General features: G+C 73.0%; 16 protein-coding genes. 6 read left to right on the forward strand and 10 right to left on the reverse strand.

Translation table 11 applies throughout. The annotated features are described in order from the left end of the window. Positions 1-19: 19 nt before the first annotated feature. The 3 genes from ACZ32T_RS18665 to ACZ32T_RS18675 all read right to left on the reverse strand — a co-directional run bounded on the left by ACZ32T_RS18665 (position 20) and on the right by ACZ32T_RS18675 (position 2,326). Complete coding sequence (locus ACZ32T_RS18665; protein ID WP_356711531.1) at positions 20-352, reverse strand: DUF3817 domain-containing protein; 333 nt, start codon at positions 350-352, stop codon at positions 20-22. A 76-nt stretch (positions 353-428) separates the two neighbouring features. Next, entirely contained in the window at positions 429-938 is a 510-nt protein-coding gene (locus ACZ32T_RS18670) for a MarR family winged helix-turn-helix transcriptional regulator (protein WP_467265994.1), read from the reverse strand. A 32-nt stretch (positions 939-970) separates the two neighbouring features. Then, the gene (locus tag ACZ32T_RS18675) at positions 971-2,326 is read right to left on the reverse strand and encodes an MFS transporter (RefSeq protein ID WP_467265996.1); all 1,356 of its coding nucleotides are present in this window, start codon (positions 2,324-2,326) and stop codon (positions 971-973) included. Between the two features lie 71 nt (positions 2,327-2,397). Here ACZ32T_RS18675 and ACZ32T_RS18680 point away from each other — a divergent pair, with 71 nt between their 5' ends. After that, the gene (locus ACZ32T_RS18680; protein ID WP_467367834.1) at positions 2,398-3,384 is read left to right on the forward strand and encodes an ArsR/SmtB family transcription factor; all 987 of its coding nucleotides are present in this window, start codon (positions 2,398-2,400) and stop codon (positions 3,382-3,384) included. 36 nt (positions 3,385-3,420) lie between these two features. Here the strand turns inward: ACZ32T_RS18680 and ACZ32T_RS18685 are convergent, their stop codons facing one another. The 3 genes from ACZ32T_RS18685 to ACZ32T_RS18695 form a co-directional block, all read right to left on the reverse strand. Next, on the reverse strand, positions 3,421-4,797 hold the full coding sequence (locus ACZ32T_RS18685) for a glycosyltransferase family protein (protein WP_467367836.1): 1,377 nt from the start codon (positions 4,795-4,797) through the stop codon (positions 3,421-3,423). Between the two features lie 161 nt (positions 4,798-4,958). After that, entirely contained in the window at positions 4,959-5,252 is a 294-nt protein-coding gene (locus tag ACZ32T_RS18690; protein ID WP_031091528.1) for an MTH1187 family thiamine-binding protein, read from the reverse strand. Next, entirely contained in the window at positions 5,249-5,599 is a 351-nt protein-coding gene (locus ACZ32T_RS18695) for a DUF3817 domain-containing protein (protein WP_203182514.1), read from the reverse strand. Before ACZ32T_RS18695 ends, ACZ32T_RS18690 begins: the two co-directional genes overlap by 4 nt. Positions 5,600-5,812: 213 nt before the next feature. On the opposite strand from ACZ32T_RS18695, the gene ACZ32T_RS18700 reads away from it, so the two are divergent. The 4 genes from ACZ32T_RS18700 to ACZ32T_RS18715 all read left to right on the forward strand — a co-directional run bounded on the left by ACZ32T_RS18700 (position 5,813) and on the right by ACZ32T_RS18715 (position 8,428). Further along, positions 5,813-6,445: an AIM24 family protein gene (locus tag ACZ32T_RS18700; protein WP_467266251.1), complete on the forward strand. Its 633-nt coding sequence runs from the start codon at positions 5,813-5,815 to the stop codon at positions 6,443-6,445. Continuing rightward, on the forward strand, positions 6,445-7,095 hold the full coding sequence (locus ACZ32T_RS18705; protein ID WP_467266003.1) for an AIM24 family protein: 651 nt from the start codon (positions 6,445-6,447) through the stop codon (positions 7,093-7,095). Before ACZ32T_RS18700 ends, ACZ32T_RS18705 begins: the two co-directional genes overlap by 1 nt. Further along, positions 7,092-7,856, forward strand: coding sequence for an AIM24 family protein (locus tag ACZ32T_RS18710; RefSeq protein WP_467367838.1), 765 nt, complete (start codon positions 7,092-7,094; stop codon positions 7,854-7,856). The genes ACZ32T_RS18705 and ACZ32T_RS18710 overlap by 4 nt, the downstream gene beginning before the upstream one ends. Before the next feature lie 95 nt (positions 7,857-7,951). Next, a complete protein-coding gene (locus ACZ32T_RS18715; RefSeq protein ID WP_467266007.1) occupies positions 7,952-8,428 on the forward strand; it encodes a MarR family winged helix-turn-helix transcriptional regulator in 477 nt (158 codons plus the stop codon). 8 nt (positions 8,429-8,436) lie between these two features. On the opposite strand, the gene ACZ32T_RS18720 is transcribed toward ACZ32T_RS18715, so the two are convergent. Then, entirely contained in the window at positions 8,437-9,891 is a 1,455-nt protein-coding gene (locus ACZ32T_RS18720) for a sensor histidine kinase (protein ID WP_467367841.1), read from the reverse strand. Continuing rightward, on the reverse strand, positions 9,888-10,547 hold the full coding sequence (locus tag ACZ32T_RS18725; protein WP_467266011.1) for a response regulator transcription factor: 660 nt from the start codon (positions 10,545-10,547) through the stop codon (positions 9,888-9,890). The genes ACZ32T_RS18720 and ACZ32T_RS18725 overlap by 4 nt, the downstream gene beginning before the upstream one ends. A gap of 123 nt (positions 10,548-10,670) precedes the next feature. Here ACZ32T_RS18725 and ACZ32T_RS18730 point away from each other — a divergent pair, with 123 nt between their 5' ends. Further along, positions 10,671-11,297, forward strand: a complete 627-nt coding sequence (locus ACZ32T_RS18730) for a PepSY domain-containing protein (protein ID WP_467266013.1) — start codon at positions 10,671-10,673, stop codon at positions 11,295-11,297. Between the two features lie 44 nt (positions 11,298-11,341). Here ACZ32T_RS18730 and ACZ32T_RS18735 read toward each other — a convergent pair whose 3' ends face one another. Together ACZ32T_RS18735 and ACZ32T_RS18740 are read right to left on the reverse strand one after the other, a co-directional pair. Further along, complete coding sequence (locus ACZ32T_RS18735; protein ID WP_467367843.1) at positions 11,342-13,615, reverse strand: protein kinase domain-containing protein; 2,274 nt, start codon at positions 13,613-13,615, stop codon at positions 11,342-11,344. After that, entirely contained in the window at positions 13,612-16,071 is a 2,460-nt protein-coding gene (locus ACZ32T_RS18740; protein ID WP_467367845.1) for a protein kinase domain-containing protein, read from the reverse strand. Before ACZ32T_RS18740 ends, ACZ32T_RS18735 begins: the two co-directional genes overlap by 4 nt. Between the last annotated feature and the right edge of the window lie 46 nt (positions 16,072-16,117).

The raw sequence follows: 16,117 nt of genomic DNA on the forward strand, positions 1-16,117 counted from the left end.
GCGGTTCGGGTGGCGCCGATCAGGCCTTGACGGCCTGCGGGGAGCTGTCGGCGATCAGCGGCTCGACCTCCCGGACCACCGTGCGCTCGACGAAGAACGCGGCGGTCGGGATCGTCCCGGAGACGAGGACCCAGAGCAGCTTGCCGACCGGCCACTTCGCCTTGGAACCGAGGTCGAAGGCGAAGATCAGGTAGATGATGTAGAGGACACCGTGAACCTGCGAGACGACGAGTGTCACGCTCTCACCGGTGTCGAAGCCGTACTTGAAGACCATGGATACGCACAGGATCAACAGCATCACGGCGGTGACGTAGGCCATCACCCGGTAGCGGGTCAGCACACTGCGTTTCATGACATCGAGCGTAACCGGGAGGCCGGGGCGATCTTGCGGCGCCCCGGCCCTCGCGACGGCACCCGGGGCGGTGCGGCTACTTCTCCTCGAAGTCCTGCGCGGCCACCCGCAGCGGGCGCAGCATGGCGAAGATCTCGGCGCACTCCTCGTCGTCGTACGCGCCGAGCCCGAAGTCCATCGCCATCAGGTCCTGGCTCGCCGCCTCGACGACCTCACGGCCCTTGTCCGTGATGGAGGCGAGCGTTCCGCGGCCGTCGTTGGGGTTGGGGCGCTTGTCGACCAGCCCCGAGCGCACCAGCCGGTCGACGGTGTTCGTCACGGAGGTGGGGTGCACCATCAGGCGCTCGCCGATCTTGGACATCGGCAGCTCGCCGGCCTGGGAGAAGGTGAGCAGGACCAGCGCCTCGTAGCGGGCGAACGTCAGCCCGTACGGTTTCACCACCGCGTCCACCTCGGCGAGCAGGATCTGCTGCGCACGCATGATCGACGTGATCGCGCCCATCGAGGGCACCGGCCCCCAGCGCCGGTGCCAGAGTTCCTCGGCGCGGGCGATGGGATCGAAGGGGAGGCTGAGCGGCTTCGGCACGGCAACGACCTTACCCACTGGTCACATGACGGTCAGCACCGTCTCGCACTTCGGTACCGGACGCGCGTTCTACGCACCTCGACGACCAGCAGGAGTGTGCAGGCGGTACCGATCGCCCCGGAGTACGCGACCACCTGGTGCACCGGGAGGAATTCCGCCGCCAGCCCCGCGAGGGCCATGCCCAGTCCCTGGAACGTCATCAGCCCGGCGGTGAGGAGCGTCATCGCCCGGCCGCGCAGATGTTCGGGTACCGCCTCGACGAACCACTGGTCGAGCCCGATGACGTAGGCCGCCCCGGCCCCGGCCAGCACGAGGGCGGCCACGGCCAGGGCGGTCCCCGGGCGGACCGCGTACACCACGAGGGGCAGCAGCCCCAGCGCGGCGGCCGGCAGCACGATCCTGGAGCGGGAGCGGGGGCCGAGCGCGGTCGCCACGTACAGCTCGGCGCCGATGTGGCCGACGGCCATCGCGCACATCAGCAGCCCGACGACGGCCGGGCCGGCACCGATCCCGGCGGCGTACGGCGCCGCGAGGGCCTCCGGGGCGACCACGAAGAAGGCCGGCACCCAGAAGAGCAGGAGCAGGCCCCGGATCCCGCGGTCCCCCAGGACGGCGCGGGCCCCGGCGAGCGACTCCCCGAGCAGCGTGCCGCCGGCGTCCCCTCCGGTGCGGGCGGGCCGGTCCTGGGTGCCGAGGCGCAGCAGCGCCGCCGAGCAGAGGAACGTCACCACGGTGACCGTGATCGCCCCGCGCGGCGACAGGGCGGTGAGCAGCAGCCCGCCCGCACCGAAGCCGACGAGCACGGCGCTCTGCGAGACCAGGCGCAGCAGCGAACGGCCGAGGACGTAGAGGTCGCCCTCCCCGAGGATGTCGGTGAGGGCCGCCGTCCGTGTCCCGGTGAAGACGGGTGCGATCGCGGCCACCAGGCAGCGCAGCGCGAGCAGCCCCGCGACGGGCGTGCCGGGAAGCACCATCACGCCGACGCAGCCGGCGCAGACCAGGTCGCAGACGACGAGCACGCGGCGGGCGGGGTACCGGTCGGCGACCCCCGCGAAGAGCGTGCCGCCGACGATGTACGGCAGGAAGCCGAGCGCGAAGGTGAGGGCGGACAGCAGGGGGGAGCCGGTGAGGTCGTAGACCAGCACGGTGAGCGCCAGTTCACTGACGACCACGCCGAGGAGGGAGAGCAGATGGGCGGCGAAGACCGCCCGGAACTCCCGTACGGCGAAGACCGCACGGTATCCCCCGGCGGCCGCGCCGGGGTCCGCCTCCGGAGCGGGGCCCGGGTCGGGTGAGGAGGCGCGCTCCGGAGGCTGAGCCGGGGACAGCGCCTTCCCGGCGGGCTCTTCGCGGGGTGTGCCCGCAGGGGTGGTCGTGTCGCTCGGCATGGAGGCAGCTTGGGGGAACGGTCCGGCTTCTCCGTAGACTTTCGGCTCACGCCGAATCTCCGAGGGCACCCATGCCGTTCCATCTGTACTTCGACGAGCGCGATCTGCTCCGCTGCCGCTTCGCGCTGTCCCCGCTCTGGGAGACGCAGGAGGCCGTGCGCACCCTCGGCCGCCCCGGCCGGCACGGCTACCACCTGCCCTGGCTCCGGCGGGTCAGGGAGGACGCCGCCGGGCTCGACCTCGCGCCGCTGTGGCTGCTGATGCCGGAGCGCGGCCACAACCCCGACTTCATCTGTCCGCCGCCCCTCGGACCGCTCACCACCTTCGCCGAGGAGGTGGCGGCCGTACGCGCCACGGATCCGGCGACCGCCCGCGAGGACATGGCGCTCGCGCTCGCCGACACCCCGGGGGCCCTGCGCTCCCCCGCCGGCCGGCGGATGCTGGCCGACCCGGCCCGCACGGTCCAGGAACTGGCGGACCTCCTGCAGCGGGCCTGGCGGGTGATGGTCGAGCCGCACTGGCCACGGCTGCGCGCCCTGCTGGAGGCGGACATCGCCTACCACTCGCGCCGTCTCGCCGAGGTGGGTTTCGAGCGGCTGCTCGGCGAGGTGAGTCCCCGGCTGCACTGGGCGGACTCGACCCTGACGGTGGCCGGCACCAGCGGGAACCACAGCCGGGTCCTGGACGGGCAGGGTCTCGTCCTGATGCCCAGCGTCTTCGTCTGGCCGGATGTGGTCGGCGGCTACGAGCCTCCCTGGCAGCCCGCGGTGATCTACCCCGCGCGTGGCATCGGCGGACTGTGGACGGAGTCCGCCGACCGGACGCCGGACGCGCTCGCCCGGCTGCTGGGGAGGGCCCGCGCCGATGTGCTGTGCGCCCTCGGTGAACCGGCCGGGACGAGCGCGCTGGCGCACCGGCTCTCGCTCGCCCCGTCCTCCGTGTCCGCCCATCTGTCGGCGCTGCGCGCGGCGGGCCTGCTCACCTCGCGGCGCTACGGGCACCAGGTGCTGTACGAGCGCACGCCGCTGGGCATCGCGCTGGCGGCGCAGGAGCCGTAGCGTGCGGGCCGGCCGCACGGCCCGCGGTCAGCTGCGTCAGACAGGCCTTGGAGGGGTGCCCGCCGCGCCGGCGAGGGCGGGTTCCGCCTCCGCGGCCCGGGGGCGGCCCCGCACGCCGCTGTCCTGCCCACGCGCACGCCCGCGCAGCAGCGTCACGGACCGCACCGCGACCGGCGCGAGGGCGATCAGCAGCGCGAACACCGCCCAGCCACGGGCCGGCGCGTGGACGGTGGCCGCCAGGCAGCCCAGCACGCCGAGCAGCCCGGCGGCGGTGGCCAGGGGATGGTGGACGAGGAGCAGCGTGTAGCCGACGAGCCGGCCGGGCGGCACCCGGAACAGCGCCTTCCCGTACTCCCGCAGCAGCTCCGCCCGGGGGCGGTCCGGCCACCGGCCGTGGCGGTCCGCCGGGGAGGCGTGACCCTCGCGGGAGGCCGGTACGTCCGGGGCGTGGACGGAACGCCAGTACTGCCCGGTCCCCGGATTGGTGCGCCGGTGGATCTCGAAGCCGGTGGCCGTGTCCTCGGTGCCGGAGCCCTGAAAGCCGCCGGCCTGGCGCAGCGCGGCGACGCGTACGACACTGCCGGGGCCGGCGAGCACGGGCGCGCCGTAACGGTTGCCCGCGCGCTGCACCAGGGCGTGGAAGTCGTGGCCGCCGGCGATCCGCGGGCCGACGACGAACGCGGTGTCCGGGTCACGGAAGTAGCCCGTCGTCCGCTCGAGGAAGCCGGGCAGCGGGACGTGACCGGTGCCCACGGAGGCGAGGAGGTCGTACGCGTCACCGTGCTTGGCGATCCAGGCGTTGCGGTTGCCGTGCTCCGTGCCGGCCTGGTGCGGGCCCGCCTCCTGGTTCCACTCGGGCACCCCGAGGCGGGTGAAGTGGTGCACGCCCAGTTCTGCGCAGAGCATCCTGGCCTCCGCGTCGTCGCCCTCGTCGAGCAGCCAGAGGTCCAGCGGCCCCGGGTGCCGCATCCGCGCCGCGCCCTCCAGGCGGGCCCGCACCGCGGAGAGGGGCTCCCGGCCGGGTACGTACGTGGTGAGGAAGGCGACCCTGGTGCCGGGCTCGGGCGTCACCGGGACCGGGTCCCTGGCCACGGTCACGGCGTGCACGGCCAGGGCGAGGCCGACCGGTGCGAGCACGGCGACCAGGCCGAGGGCGGCCACGGTCACGAAGTCGGCGAGACCGAGCCACGGCTCACCGCCCCCGCGCGCGGCCCGGTGGGCGGGCAGGACCAGGAAGAACAGCACGAGCCCTGCGGACACGGGGGCGAGCGTCAGCGGGAGCACCGCTCGTATTCGGTGCCACCCGGTGCGCAGCAGGCCGCGATACCTCACCCGGTACGGCGTCGCGGGCTCCCCGAGGGGCCCGGCGGGCCGGCTGCCGCCCCGGTCGTGGTCACGTCTTTCCGACGGCATCGCGCCTCCAACGGTCGGATATGCCGGTGTCCCCACAGAAGGGGAGAACCGGCGAGGCGGCGACCCGGCAGGTCCGAGTGAGCGGATTTCTTCGCCCGAACGGAACGAGCCCCCGGCGCCGGAGGGCGTCGGGGGCTCGTCGCAGGCGTACGGACGGGGCGTCAGCCCGCCAGGTGCCGCTCCACCGTCTCGACCTTGGAGGTCAGACCGTCGGTGACGCCCGGCCGGATGTCGGCCTTCAGCACGAGGGAGACACGGCCCGCACGGGCCTCGACGGCGGCCACGGCGCGCTTCACCACGTCCATGACCTCGTCCCACTCCCCTTCGACGGAGGTGAACATCGCGTCCGTGCGGTTGGGCAGTCCGGACTCACGGACGACACGGACGGCGTCGGCGACGTACTCACCGACGTCCTCGCCGACGCCCAGGGGGCTGACGGAGAAGGCGACGATCATGCGCTGACCGTCCCCTCGGCGCGGGCGCGGGCGGCGATGACGCCGTCGGCCTCGTACTTCTTGAGCAGCTTCTCGCCGTAGAGGCCGCCGAAGGGCACGACCGCGAGGAGGAAGAACAGGGCGACACGCTTGAGCGGCCACTTGGCCTTGACCCAGACGTCCAGCAGGAACACCACGTAGATCGTGAAGAGAAGGCCGTGCAGCGCGCCGAGGGGCGGCATCAGGAAGTCGATGTCCGAGACCCGCATGAGCAGCGAGCCGAAGATGAGCAGCGCCGGGAAGGAGAGCGCCTCGGGAAGCGAGATGAGGCGCAGCCGGTGCAGGGCGGAAGCGGTCTTGATGTCCACGAGGGCACCTTCGGTGGGTGGGAGGGGCGTGTGGCTTGTGAAAGCAGGCACAAGCAAGCCCATTGTGGCATCGCCCCCGGCTCCCGGGGGCAGGGGGGCCGTGCCCGTGCCCCCTGGCACGTATCCGCGCATATCAGGGTCATGTCGGGGTCCGGATCGGCCGCCGGGCCCTGTCGGGCCGGGCTCCCCTGCGGCTAACGTCGCCCTGTGGCGATGTTCCGACTCCAAGGCAGCAAGACGCTCGCCGTCGACCTGACAGGCGACGCCGTCAAGGCGAAGAACGGCTCGATGGTCGCGTACGACGGCCGGATGGCGTTCAAGAAGATGTCCGGCGGCGGCGAGGGCCTCCGCGGGATGGTGACCCGCCGGCTGACCGGCGAGCAGATGGAGATGATGGAGGTGAAGGGGCAGGGCACCTGCTATTTCGCCGACCGGGCGAGCGAGATCAACCTCGTCTCGCTGCACGGCGAGACGCTGTACGTCGAGGCGAGCAACCTGCTGGCCACCGACGCCGGGCTGCGCACCGGCACCACCTTCACGGGGCTCAGGGGCGGGGCGAGCGGCAACGGCCTGTTCACCACGACCGTCGAGGGCACCGGCCAGGCGGCGATCATGTCGGACGGCTCCGCCGTCGTGCTGCGGGTGACACCCCAGTACCCGCTGACCGTCGACCCGGGCGCCTACATCGCCCACCAGGGCAGCCTCCAGCAGCACTTCCAGTCCGGGGTCAACTTCCGGACGCTCATGGGCGAGGGCTCCGGCGAGTCCTTCCAGATCCGCTTCGAGGGCGACGGCCTGGTCCACGTACAGCCCAGCGAGCGGAACACCGTCGGAGGCGACGTCTGATGCCGTTCCGTGAGATCAACTCGAAGATGGTCGAGGCCGTGGTGGGCCCCGGCCGGACGTTGTACAGCCAGCGCGGCGCGATGCTCGCCTACCGCGGCGACGTCTCGTTCACCCCGAACATCCAGGGCGGGCAGGGGGGCCTGGGGTCGATGATCGGCCGGCGGGTGGCGAACGAGGCGACTCCGCTGATGACCGTCGAGGGCAACGGCACGGTGATGTTCGGCCACGGCGGACACCACATCCAGGTGATCGACCTCGCCGGCGACACCCTGTACGTGGAGGCGGACCGGCTGCTCGCCTTCGACGGGACGCTCCGGCAGGGCACCATGTTCATGGGCTCGCAGGGCGGGGTGATGGGCATGGTGCGCGGCCAGGTGACCGGGCAGGGCCTGTTCACGACGACGCTCGAGGGGCACGGCGCGGTCGCCGTGATGGCACACGGCGGGGTGGTCGAGCTGCCGATCACGCCGGGCAGGCCGGTGCATGTCGACCCCCAGGCATACGTCGCCCACCACGGGGACGTGACGAACAAGCTGTCTACCGCGCTCGGCTGGCGCGACATGGTGGGACGCGGTTCCGGCGAGGCGTTCCAGCTGGAGCTCAGCGGCAACGGAGCGGTGTACGTCCAGGCATCGGAGGAGAAGCTGTGAGCACGCCGGTGATTCACGACCCGATGACGCTGCCGTCGGACGACAACGTCAACGCCTACACCTTCTGCGTGGAGCTCAAGGGGAGCCAGTGGTTCCTGCAGAAGGGCAAGATGATCGCCTACTACGGGCGGATCGAGTTCAACGGCATCGGGCACGGGCGCTTCGAGCGGCTGATCCGCACGAGCTTCCACTCCCCGCTGCACGCGAGCGACTGGGTGGTGGCCGAGGGCAGCGGCAAGATGCTGCTCGCCGACCGGGCCTTCGACGTGAACTCCTTCGACCTGGAGGACGGCAACCTGACGATCCGGTCCGGCAATCTGCTGGCCTACCAGCCGACCCTGGCGCTGAAGCAGTCGATCGTGCCGGGCTTCCTGACCCTGATCGGAACGGGGAAGTTCGTCGCCGCGTCCAACGGCCCGGTGGTCTTCATGGAGCCGCCGCTGCGGGTGGATCCGCAGGCGCTGGTGGGATGGGCGGACTGCCCTTCGCCGTGCCACCACTACGATCACGCCTACATGACGGGCGTGATGGGCGGGCTGCGCTCGCTGACCGGGATCGGCGGCACCTCCGGCGAGGAGCACCAGTTCGAGTTCGTCGGGGCGGGCACGGTGCTGCTCCAGTCGTCCGAGGCGCTGATGCCGGAGCAGGCGACCGGCGCCGTCCCGCACGAGCCGGGCGTGCCGGGCGGCGGCGGTCAACACGGCTCCGCACCTCGCATGCCCGGTCAGCTGGGGGACCTCCAGCGTCGCTTCGGGCTGTGAACGGTAGTCTGCGGAGTGTGACGCCCGGCAGTGCGTGCGAGGAGTCACACTCCCAGACTTCGTCCGGCTTTCAACATCTTAGGTAGAATCCATACATGGAGACCGAGACGGCCACCCGCTGGCTGACCGATGCGGAGCAGTGCGCCTGGCGCACCCACCTGGACGTCAGCAGGCTGCTGACGCATCAGCTGGAGAAGGACCTCCAGCCGTTCGGCCTGACCATGAACGACTACGAGATCCTGGTCAACCTCTCGGAGTCGGAGGACCGGCGTCTGCGGATGAGCGATCTCGCCGCCGCCACCCTGCAGTCCAAGAGCAGACTCTCCCACCAGATCACCCGCATGGAGAACGCCGGCCTGGTCCGGCGCGAGCACTGCGAGTCCGACCGGCGGGGGCTGTTCGCGGTCCTGACCGATCTGGGCGGCGAGACGATGCGGAAGGTCGCGCCGCACCATGTCGAGTCGGTGCGGCGGCACTTCATGGACCTGCTCTCCCCCGATGAGCTCGCCGCGCTGCACGCGGCGCTGACCCCGATCGCGGAGCACCTGCGCGGCCGGCGCGGCAAGCCATAGGGCGGACCTCAGCCGGCGTCGGCCGCTCCCGCCCCGGGCCGCCCCGGCAGCCGCAAGGTGAACCGCGCGCCGCCGCCCGCCCCTTCGCCCACCGTGAGTGTGCCTCCGTGCCGGGAGGCCACGTCACGGGCGATGGCCAGGCCGAGCCCGGCCCCGCCGTCGTCGCGGCTGCGGGCGTCGTCCAGGCGTACGAAACGCTCGAAGATCCGGTTGCGTTCGGCCTCGGGCACGCCCGCTCCGTCGTCCGTGACCTCCACGAGCACATCGGCCCCGTCCGTCCGTACCGAGACGGCGACCGAACGCTCCGCGTGGCGCTCGGCGTTGTCCAGCAGGTTGCCCACCACCCGGGCCAGCTGACCGCGTGATCCGCTGACTTCGAGCGTCCCGGTGTCCGCCACGGAGACCTCCGGCGCGATCCGGTCCGCCGCACGCCGGTAGACCTCCTCGCGGACCAGCGCGCCCACGTCGACCGCCGTGCGCCCCGGGCGCTCCCCCGCGTCCAGCCGGGCGAGCAGCAGCAGGTCGGCGGCCAGCCCCTGCAGCCGTACGGTGTCGGCGACGGCGCCGGGCACGTCCAGCAGCTCCGGGTGGGCCTCACCCACCTCCAGCTGGGTGCGGAGCGAGGCGATCGGGCTGCGCAGTTCGTGGGAGGCGTCGGCGACGAAGCGCCGCTGCCGGTCGACCGAGGCCTCCAGCACGGTGAGGGTCTCGTTGGTCGTACGGGCCAGCCGCGCGATCTCGTCCCGGGAGTCCGGCTCGGGCACGCGGCGCCCGAGGTCCTCGGACGCGGTGATCGCGGCCAGCTCCCGCCTGATGCCCTCCACCGGGCGCAGTGCGCGCCGGGTGACCAGCCAGGTCACCCCGGCGACGACGAGCAGCATGACGGGCAGTCCGGTCAGCATGGAGTTGCGTACGGTGTCCACGGCCTCCTGCTCGGCCGCGAGCGGGGCGCCCGCGTGGACGGTCAGGGTGACGTCCTCCCTCGTGGTCACCTCGACGGCGGCGAAGCGGTAGTCCGCCCTCTCCCCGTCGACCGTGGCGGTGCCGTTGGTGAAGTCCGGCGGGTCGGAGGAGACCTCGCTGCGGGGCGGGCCGGCCCCGTCGTCGTCATCGTCGTCGTCATCGTCGCCCGGGCCGGTGGCCGGCGCCGGGGAGACCGGTACGACCTGTGCCGTGCCCGTCCCCGAGATGGCCTCCAGATCCTTGGAGACGGCCACCACGCGCCCCTCGTCGTCGGTGACCTGGACGGGGTGGCTGTCCTCGTCGCCCGCCTCCAGCCGCGCGTACGCCGTGCCCAGCGCCAGCTCCCCCGCCACCTCCCGTGCGGTCACCTCGGCCTCCAGTCCCGCCCGGTCCGTCAGGTTGCCGCGCAGCACCAGCAGCACGGCCAGCCCCGCGACGGTCAGCGCGACGGCGACGACGAGGGTGGCGCCCAGGGCGGCCCTGGCCCGTACGGACCTCACAGCGCCTCCAGCCGGTAACCCGCGCCCCGTACGGTGCGGATCGACGCGGAGCCGAGCTTGCGGCGCAGCGTGCTGATGTAGACCTCGACGATGTTCGGGTCGCCGTCATAGGCGAAGTCCCAGACGTGCTCCAGGATGTCCGCCTTGCTCACCACCTCGCCCGCCCGCAGCACGAGCTGCTCCAGGACGGCGAACTCCTTCGCGGTGAGGGTGACTTCCTCCTCGCCCCGGTGGACGCGGCGGGCGGCGGTGTCCATCCGCAGCGTGCCGGCGGTCAGCACCGGCGAGGCGGAGCCACCGCGGCGGCGCAGCAGCGCGCGGACCCGCGCGACGAGCACGACGTACGAGAACGGCTTGGTCAGATAGTCGTCGGCGCCGGTGTCCAGGCCCTCCGCCTCGTCGTACTCCCCGTCCTTCGCGGTCAGCATCAGGATCGGCATCTCGTGCCCCGCGGCGCGCAGGGCGGCGCAGATCCGGTAGCCGTTCATCCCGGGCAGCATGATGTCGAGGACCACGAGGTCGTGGATGCCCTGGCCCGCCAGGTGCAGGCCCTCCAGGCCGTCGTGCACGACGTCGACGGCGAAGCCCTCGGCGGTGAGTCCCCTCGCGAGGGACGTCGCGAGACGCTTCTCGTCCTCCACGATCAACAGGCGCATGGGGACAGCTTCGCAAACCGAACCTGAAGACGTCTTCAGGCGGCTTCAGGCTGCGTTCAGCCTCGGCGGGCCAGTGTGGTTCCCGTCGCTCAGCAAGCACACCCCATCGGGGAGGAACCCACCATGAAGCGCAACATCGCCATCGCCACCCTCACCGCGGCCGTACTGGTCGGCGGCGGACTCGCCACGACCGCCGCCTTCGCGGACTCCGACACCGGCGGCAAGGACGACCGGACGGCCACGGCGGACCGGGCGGCAGGCGGCAGCGGGGAGCGGAAGAGCGGACGCACCACCGTCGGCGAGGCCGCCGACGCCGCGCTGAAGGCCGTCCCCGGCACCGTCACCGAGGCCGAGCTGGACGATGACGGCGACGACAGCGACCGGGCGGTCTGGGAGCTCGACGTGTACGGCTCCGACAAGGGCTGGCACGACGTGACCGTGGACGCGGCGAACGGCAAGGTGCTCTCGGACCGCGAGGACGACGACAACGACGACCGCGACCGGCACGCGCCCCGCTCGGCGGCCGTGTCCCTGGACGCCGCGGTGGAGGCGGCGCTCGGCGCGCAGCCCGGCACGGTGACGTCGGTGGACCTGGATGACGACGATGACGACGACAAGCGGGGTGCGCTGCGCTGGGACGTCGACGTCACGGGCAAGGACGGCAAGCAGCACGAGCTGCACGTCGACGGCAAGAGCGGCAAGGTCACCGTGGACCGGGACGACGACGACAACGACGGTGACGACGACTGACCCGTCCCCCGGTCACGGGCTCCGCGGTCCTGTCCGGCTCCGCCTCACGGCGCGAAGCCGGACAGGACCGTGCCGTCGGTGAAGGACAGGAAGACCACGTCACCGGCGGCGAGCACGTCGGACTCACCGTCGACCGGACCGGCGAAGAACTTCGAGTCCGTCTCCTGCCTGCCGTCCCCCGACGCGTTCACGTCGTAGGCGTGGACACTCGACCCCCTGGCGAGCAGGACGCTGTCGCCCGAGATCAGCACGTCGTCGACCTCGATGTCCAGGCCGTACTTCTCGACGCTGCTCCAGAGCCGCCGACCGTCGGCCAGCCCGTACGCGTACACATCCTGTCCGGTGGACACCACGACCGTGCCGTCGCGCGAGACCGCCGGCTTGACGCGGATCGTCACCTCCTCGGCCATCCCGCGGCGCTTCGACGGATCGGAGAGATCCAGCACCGTGAGTCCGTCCTCACCGGAGCAGAGCAACTGCTTCCCGGCCAGCACCGGGTGTCCGCAGCCGGTGTACCCGTCGGCGGCCCGGGCCTCAGGCCGGCCCGTTTCCAGGTCGAAGACGTCGATGCCGCTCCCGACCGCCGCCAGCCGGCCGCCGCCGGCGACCAGCGTGAACACGAACTCGGCATATGGTCTGCGCCACTTCTCGGCACGGTCGGCCGTCAGCTGCTGGGCGACGAGCGTGCCCCGGTCGCCGCCCTCCGGCTGCGCGACGTAGTAGAGCACTCCGTCCGCGTACAAGGGGCCCATACCGATGTGTCCCTCGGGCAGGGCCTTCCGCCACACCCGCTTGCCGTCGCCGAGCCGGAGTCCCACGAGCGCGTCGCCCATGAACGCGTAGACGGTGTCCGCCTGGACAGCGGCGATCGAATGGCCCGCGGTGCCCGGGGTCGCCGCGCCGCGTGGTTCAGGCACGGTCCAGCGCTGCTCGCCGGAAGAGGCGTCCAGCGCGGTGACGCCCCGTTCGCCCGAGCAGACGAGCACGGGGCCCGCGAGGACACAGCCGTACTCGGCGACCTTCTGCCCGTGCTTCCACGGCCGCCAGCCGGCGGGTCGGAAGGCCTCGTCCGCGCCCCGGGCCCCGAAGTCGCCCGTGCGCCCGGCGTCCGCGTCGGGGATCACCACGCCCGCCGCCTCTGCGCGGGAGGCCGCGGGCCGGGGTGTCGCGGTTCCGCCGCCCGCCGCGGGTGTCCCGCCGCCGTCGCTCCCGTCGAGGAGGCGCGGCACCAGGACGACAGCGAGGACAGCGAGGACAGCGCAGACCGTAGCGGCTGCGGCGGCGAGCACCGGCCACCGCCGGCCGCGCCTCCCGGCAGCCGTCCCGCCCGAGGGCCCCGGTCCCACCGTGGGTCCGTGGGCGGCCGCTGAGGCCGTCCACGGGACGTGTCCGGGGCCGGCCGCTTCGGCGCACGCCACGGCCGCCGCCGCGTGGGCGGTGAGCTGCTCCGCCACCCGTCCGTTCCACGGGAAGGGCTCGGGCGGGTCGTCCGGCAGCAGGAGGCGGGCCAGCTCCGCCGGCTCCGGCCGGTCATCGGCCCGGCCGCTGAGGCACTGCTCGATCACGCCGCGCAGCCCGGCCGGCACCGAGTCCAGTTCGGGTTCGCCGTGTGCGATACGGAAGATCACGGCGGCCATGTCGGAGTCGTCGAACGGGCCGCGCCCCGTCGCGGCGAAGGCGAGCACCGCGCCCAGGCAGAAGACGTCGGAGGCGGGGACCAGTGCCCGGGAGCCGTTGACATGTTCGGGCGAGATGTAACCGGGACTGCCGACCACCACCCCTGTCCGGGTCAGCTGGGTGGCCTCGAAAGCCTGGGCGATACCGAAGTCGATCACCTTCGGCCCGTCGGCACCGAGCAGGACGTTGCCCGGTTTGAGGTCGCGGTGCAGGACCCGTACCGCATGCATGTCGGCGAGTGCCAGGGCGAGGCGGGAACCGGCGGCACGGACGACGGCCTCGGGCAGCGGGCCCGTGCGGGAGACCGCCTCGGCGAGCGACGGGCCCGGGACGTACTCCGTGGCGAGCCAGGGGGACGTACCGGTCGCGTCGCCCGCGACGAGAGCCGCCGTGTGCGGACTGCGCACGGCACCGGCCGCCTCGATCTCCCGGCGGAAGCGGATGCGGAACCCGTCGTCGAGGTCGAGTCCGGCGAGCACGGTCTTGAGGGCGACCAGACCGGAGAGGGGCTCACCGGGAACCGCCGGGGCGTGGTCCGGCCGCGCCAGGTACACCTCGCCCATGCCTCCCGCGCCGAGCAGCCCCAGGAGCCTGTACGGGCCGATGCGGGTGCGGCTGCCGGGGGGCAGGGGCCCGATCATGAGGCGTCCGGACCGGGCAGCCCTACGGAGAGGACGATGCCCTGGTGGTACACGACATGGACGGCTCCGCCGGTGGGCAGGAGCTCGGGCGGCAGGTTCTCCTTGTCCATCCGCACACCCCATTCGAGTACGTCGTACTCCGGCTCGGCGACGGGCCCGGGCGAGCCCGCCAGGGCGGTCCGGCGGACGGGTCCCGGTGTGCCCCCGTCGTTCAGCGCGACGGCGTACAGATGAGTGGTGTCGGCCCAGAGGAGGGTGCCCTCGGTGATCACGGGAACCGACGCCGGGTTGGTCGGCGAGCCCGCGGTCCTCCTGTCGAGCGGGTAACGGCCCAGCACCTTGTCGCTGTCCCGCCGCATCAGGACGATCTCCGGACCGACCGGGTCGTCCTCCCAGGGAAGGCCGCCGCGCACGAGGACGCTCACATGATCGTCGACCGCCACCAGCGGCGCCTCGTTGACTTCGGCGGAGGGCACGGAGATCTGCCCGGTGACGTCCAGGGAGTCGGCGTCGAGCCGGTTCAGCGTGACGCCACCGCCGGAGTACGAGCCGCAGTACACGTGGTCGGGACGTGACAGCGCCCCCCTGCACCGGTTGTCCTCGTCGGTCATCCGGCCCAGTTCCGCTCCGTCCTTCGTCCGCAGGGCCCGCAGCCCTTCCTCGTTGCGGATGTAGAGCACACCGTCCCTGGTGGCCAGCGGCCAGAAGTCGTCCTCCTGGGCCTTGGCCAGGTCCTCGGCGACGAGCGGCTTCCGCCATACCTCCTTGCCGGTCCGCAGGTCGAAGGCGGCGACCTCCGAACCGCTGGGCCGGTCGCCGATGTCGGCGAACACCAGCCCGTCGGCGACGAGCGGGGCGCTGTCCAGCAGGAACGCCCCGCCGGAGCGGATGTCCCAGCGGGGTTTCCCCGTCAGGGCGTCCACCGCGACGAGGCGGTTGCCGGTGGCGAAGAACACCGTGTCGTCGTGGACCGCGGGGCGGGTCGACCCGCCGGGCATGAAGAACTGCCCGGTGGGACTGATGCGGGCGCCCACCGACTGCTCCTCGTCCGTCGCGTACTCCCACAGCCGCCTGCCGTCCGCCGCCGAGACCGCCTCGTACGAACCGTCCACCCGCCTGCACACCAGCACGTCCCGGCCCGCGGCGCAGCCGAGCGGGGTGCCGGCGAGCTCGCCCTTCCACGGTTTCCAGCCGGTGGGGCGGACTTCACGGCCGTAGGACACGGTGCCGGAATTCTCCGGCCCGCCCCCCGTGTCGACGCCCGCCATGATCCGGGCGGGGGCCTTTCCGCCCTCGCCGCCTCCTTCGTTCGCGCCCCCGCCGCCGCCTTTGCCGTCGTCCCGCAGCGCGAGCAGACCTCCCGTGGCCGCCCCGGCCAGGACGATCGCGGCCAGGGCCGCTCCGAGGAGACGCCGGCGGCGAGCGGGGCGGGCGGGAGCATCGCCGGGCGGAAGGCCGGGCCCCTGGGTGGGCAGCTGGTCCAGGGGTGTCCGGCTGCCCGTGGCCGCCTGGGTCGGGGTGTATCCCGGCAGCAGCGGCCCGCCCAGCGCCCGGACGGAGGCGAGCTCGCGTTCGTACTCGGCGATGTGGGACGCCACCGGGCCGGGCCAGCCCACCGAGCCCTCCGGGGCCAGCCGGGCGGCGAGTTCCGCGGGGCCGGGGCGGGCGGCGGGGTCGGCCACCAGGCAGTCCCGGAGCACCGCGCGCAGGGCGCCGGGCACTCCGTCGAGGTCCGCCTCGACGTACTTCACCCGGTAGAGCACCGCGGCCACCGGGCCGTCGCCGAACGGGTCGTGTCCCGTCGCCGCGAAGCAGAGGACGGAAGCGAGGCAGAAGACGTCGGAGGCGGGCACCACGCGTCCGCTGCCCGCCACGTGCTCCGGGGACATGAAGGCGGGGCTGCCGATCATGCGGCTGGTCGTCGTGAGCGGGGTGGCGCCCGCGCCGCGGGCGATCCCGAAGTCGATCAGGCGCGGCCCGTCGCCGGCGAGCAGGACGTTGCCGGGTTTCACGTCCCGGTGCACGACGCCCGCTTCGTGGACGGTGCCCAGGGCCCGGGCGAGCCGCGCCCCGAGCATCCGGACCTCTTCCTCCTCCAGGGCGCCCGACCGGCGCACCGCGGCCGACAGGGTCGGGCCCGCGACGTAGCCCGTGGCCAGCCAGGGCACGTCGGCGTCGGCGTCACCGTCCAGCACGGGGGCCAGGGCGGGGCCGGTCACCGACCGGGCGACCTCGATCTCGCGGCGGAAGCGCTGCCTGAAGCCGGGGTCCTGGGCCACGTCACGCCTGACCGTCTTGACCGCGACGGGAGCGGCGTCGTCGCCGGAGCCGTCGCGCAGCCCGAGGAACACCTCACCCATGCCGCCCGCGCCGAGCCTCGCCAGCACGGCGTACGGCCCGATACGTCTCGGTGCGTCCTCGCGCAACGGCTCCAGCATGCGTCCCCCGAGGTGCATGACCGGCGCGCACCGCACGCGCCCCGTGCGCGGCATCTTTTCACGC

The sequence above is a fragment of the Streptomyces sp. NPDC023573 genome (genome assembly GCF_055559735.1).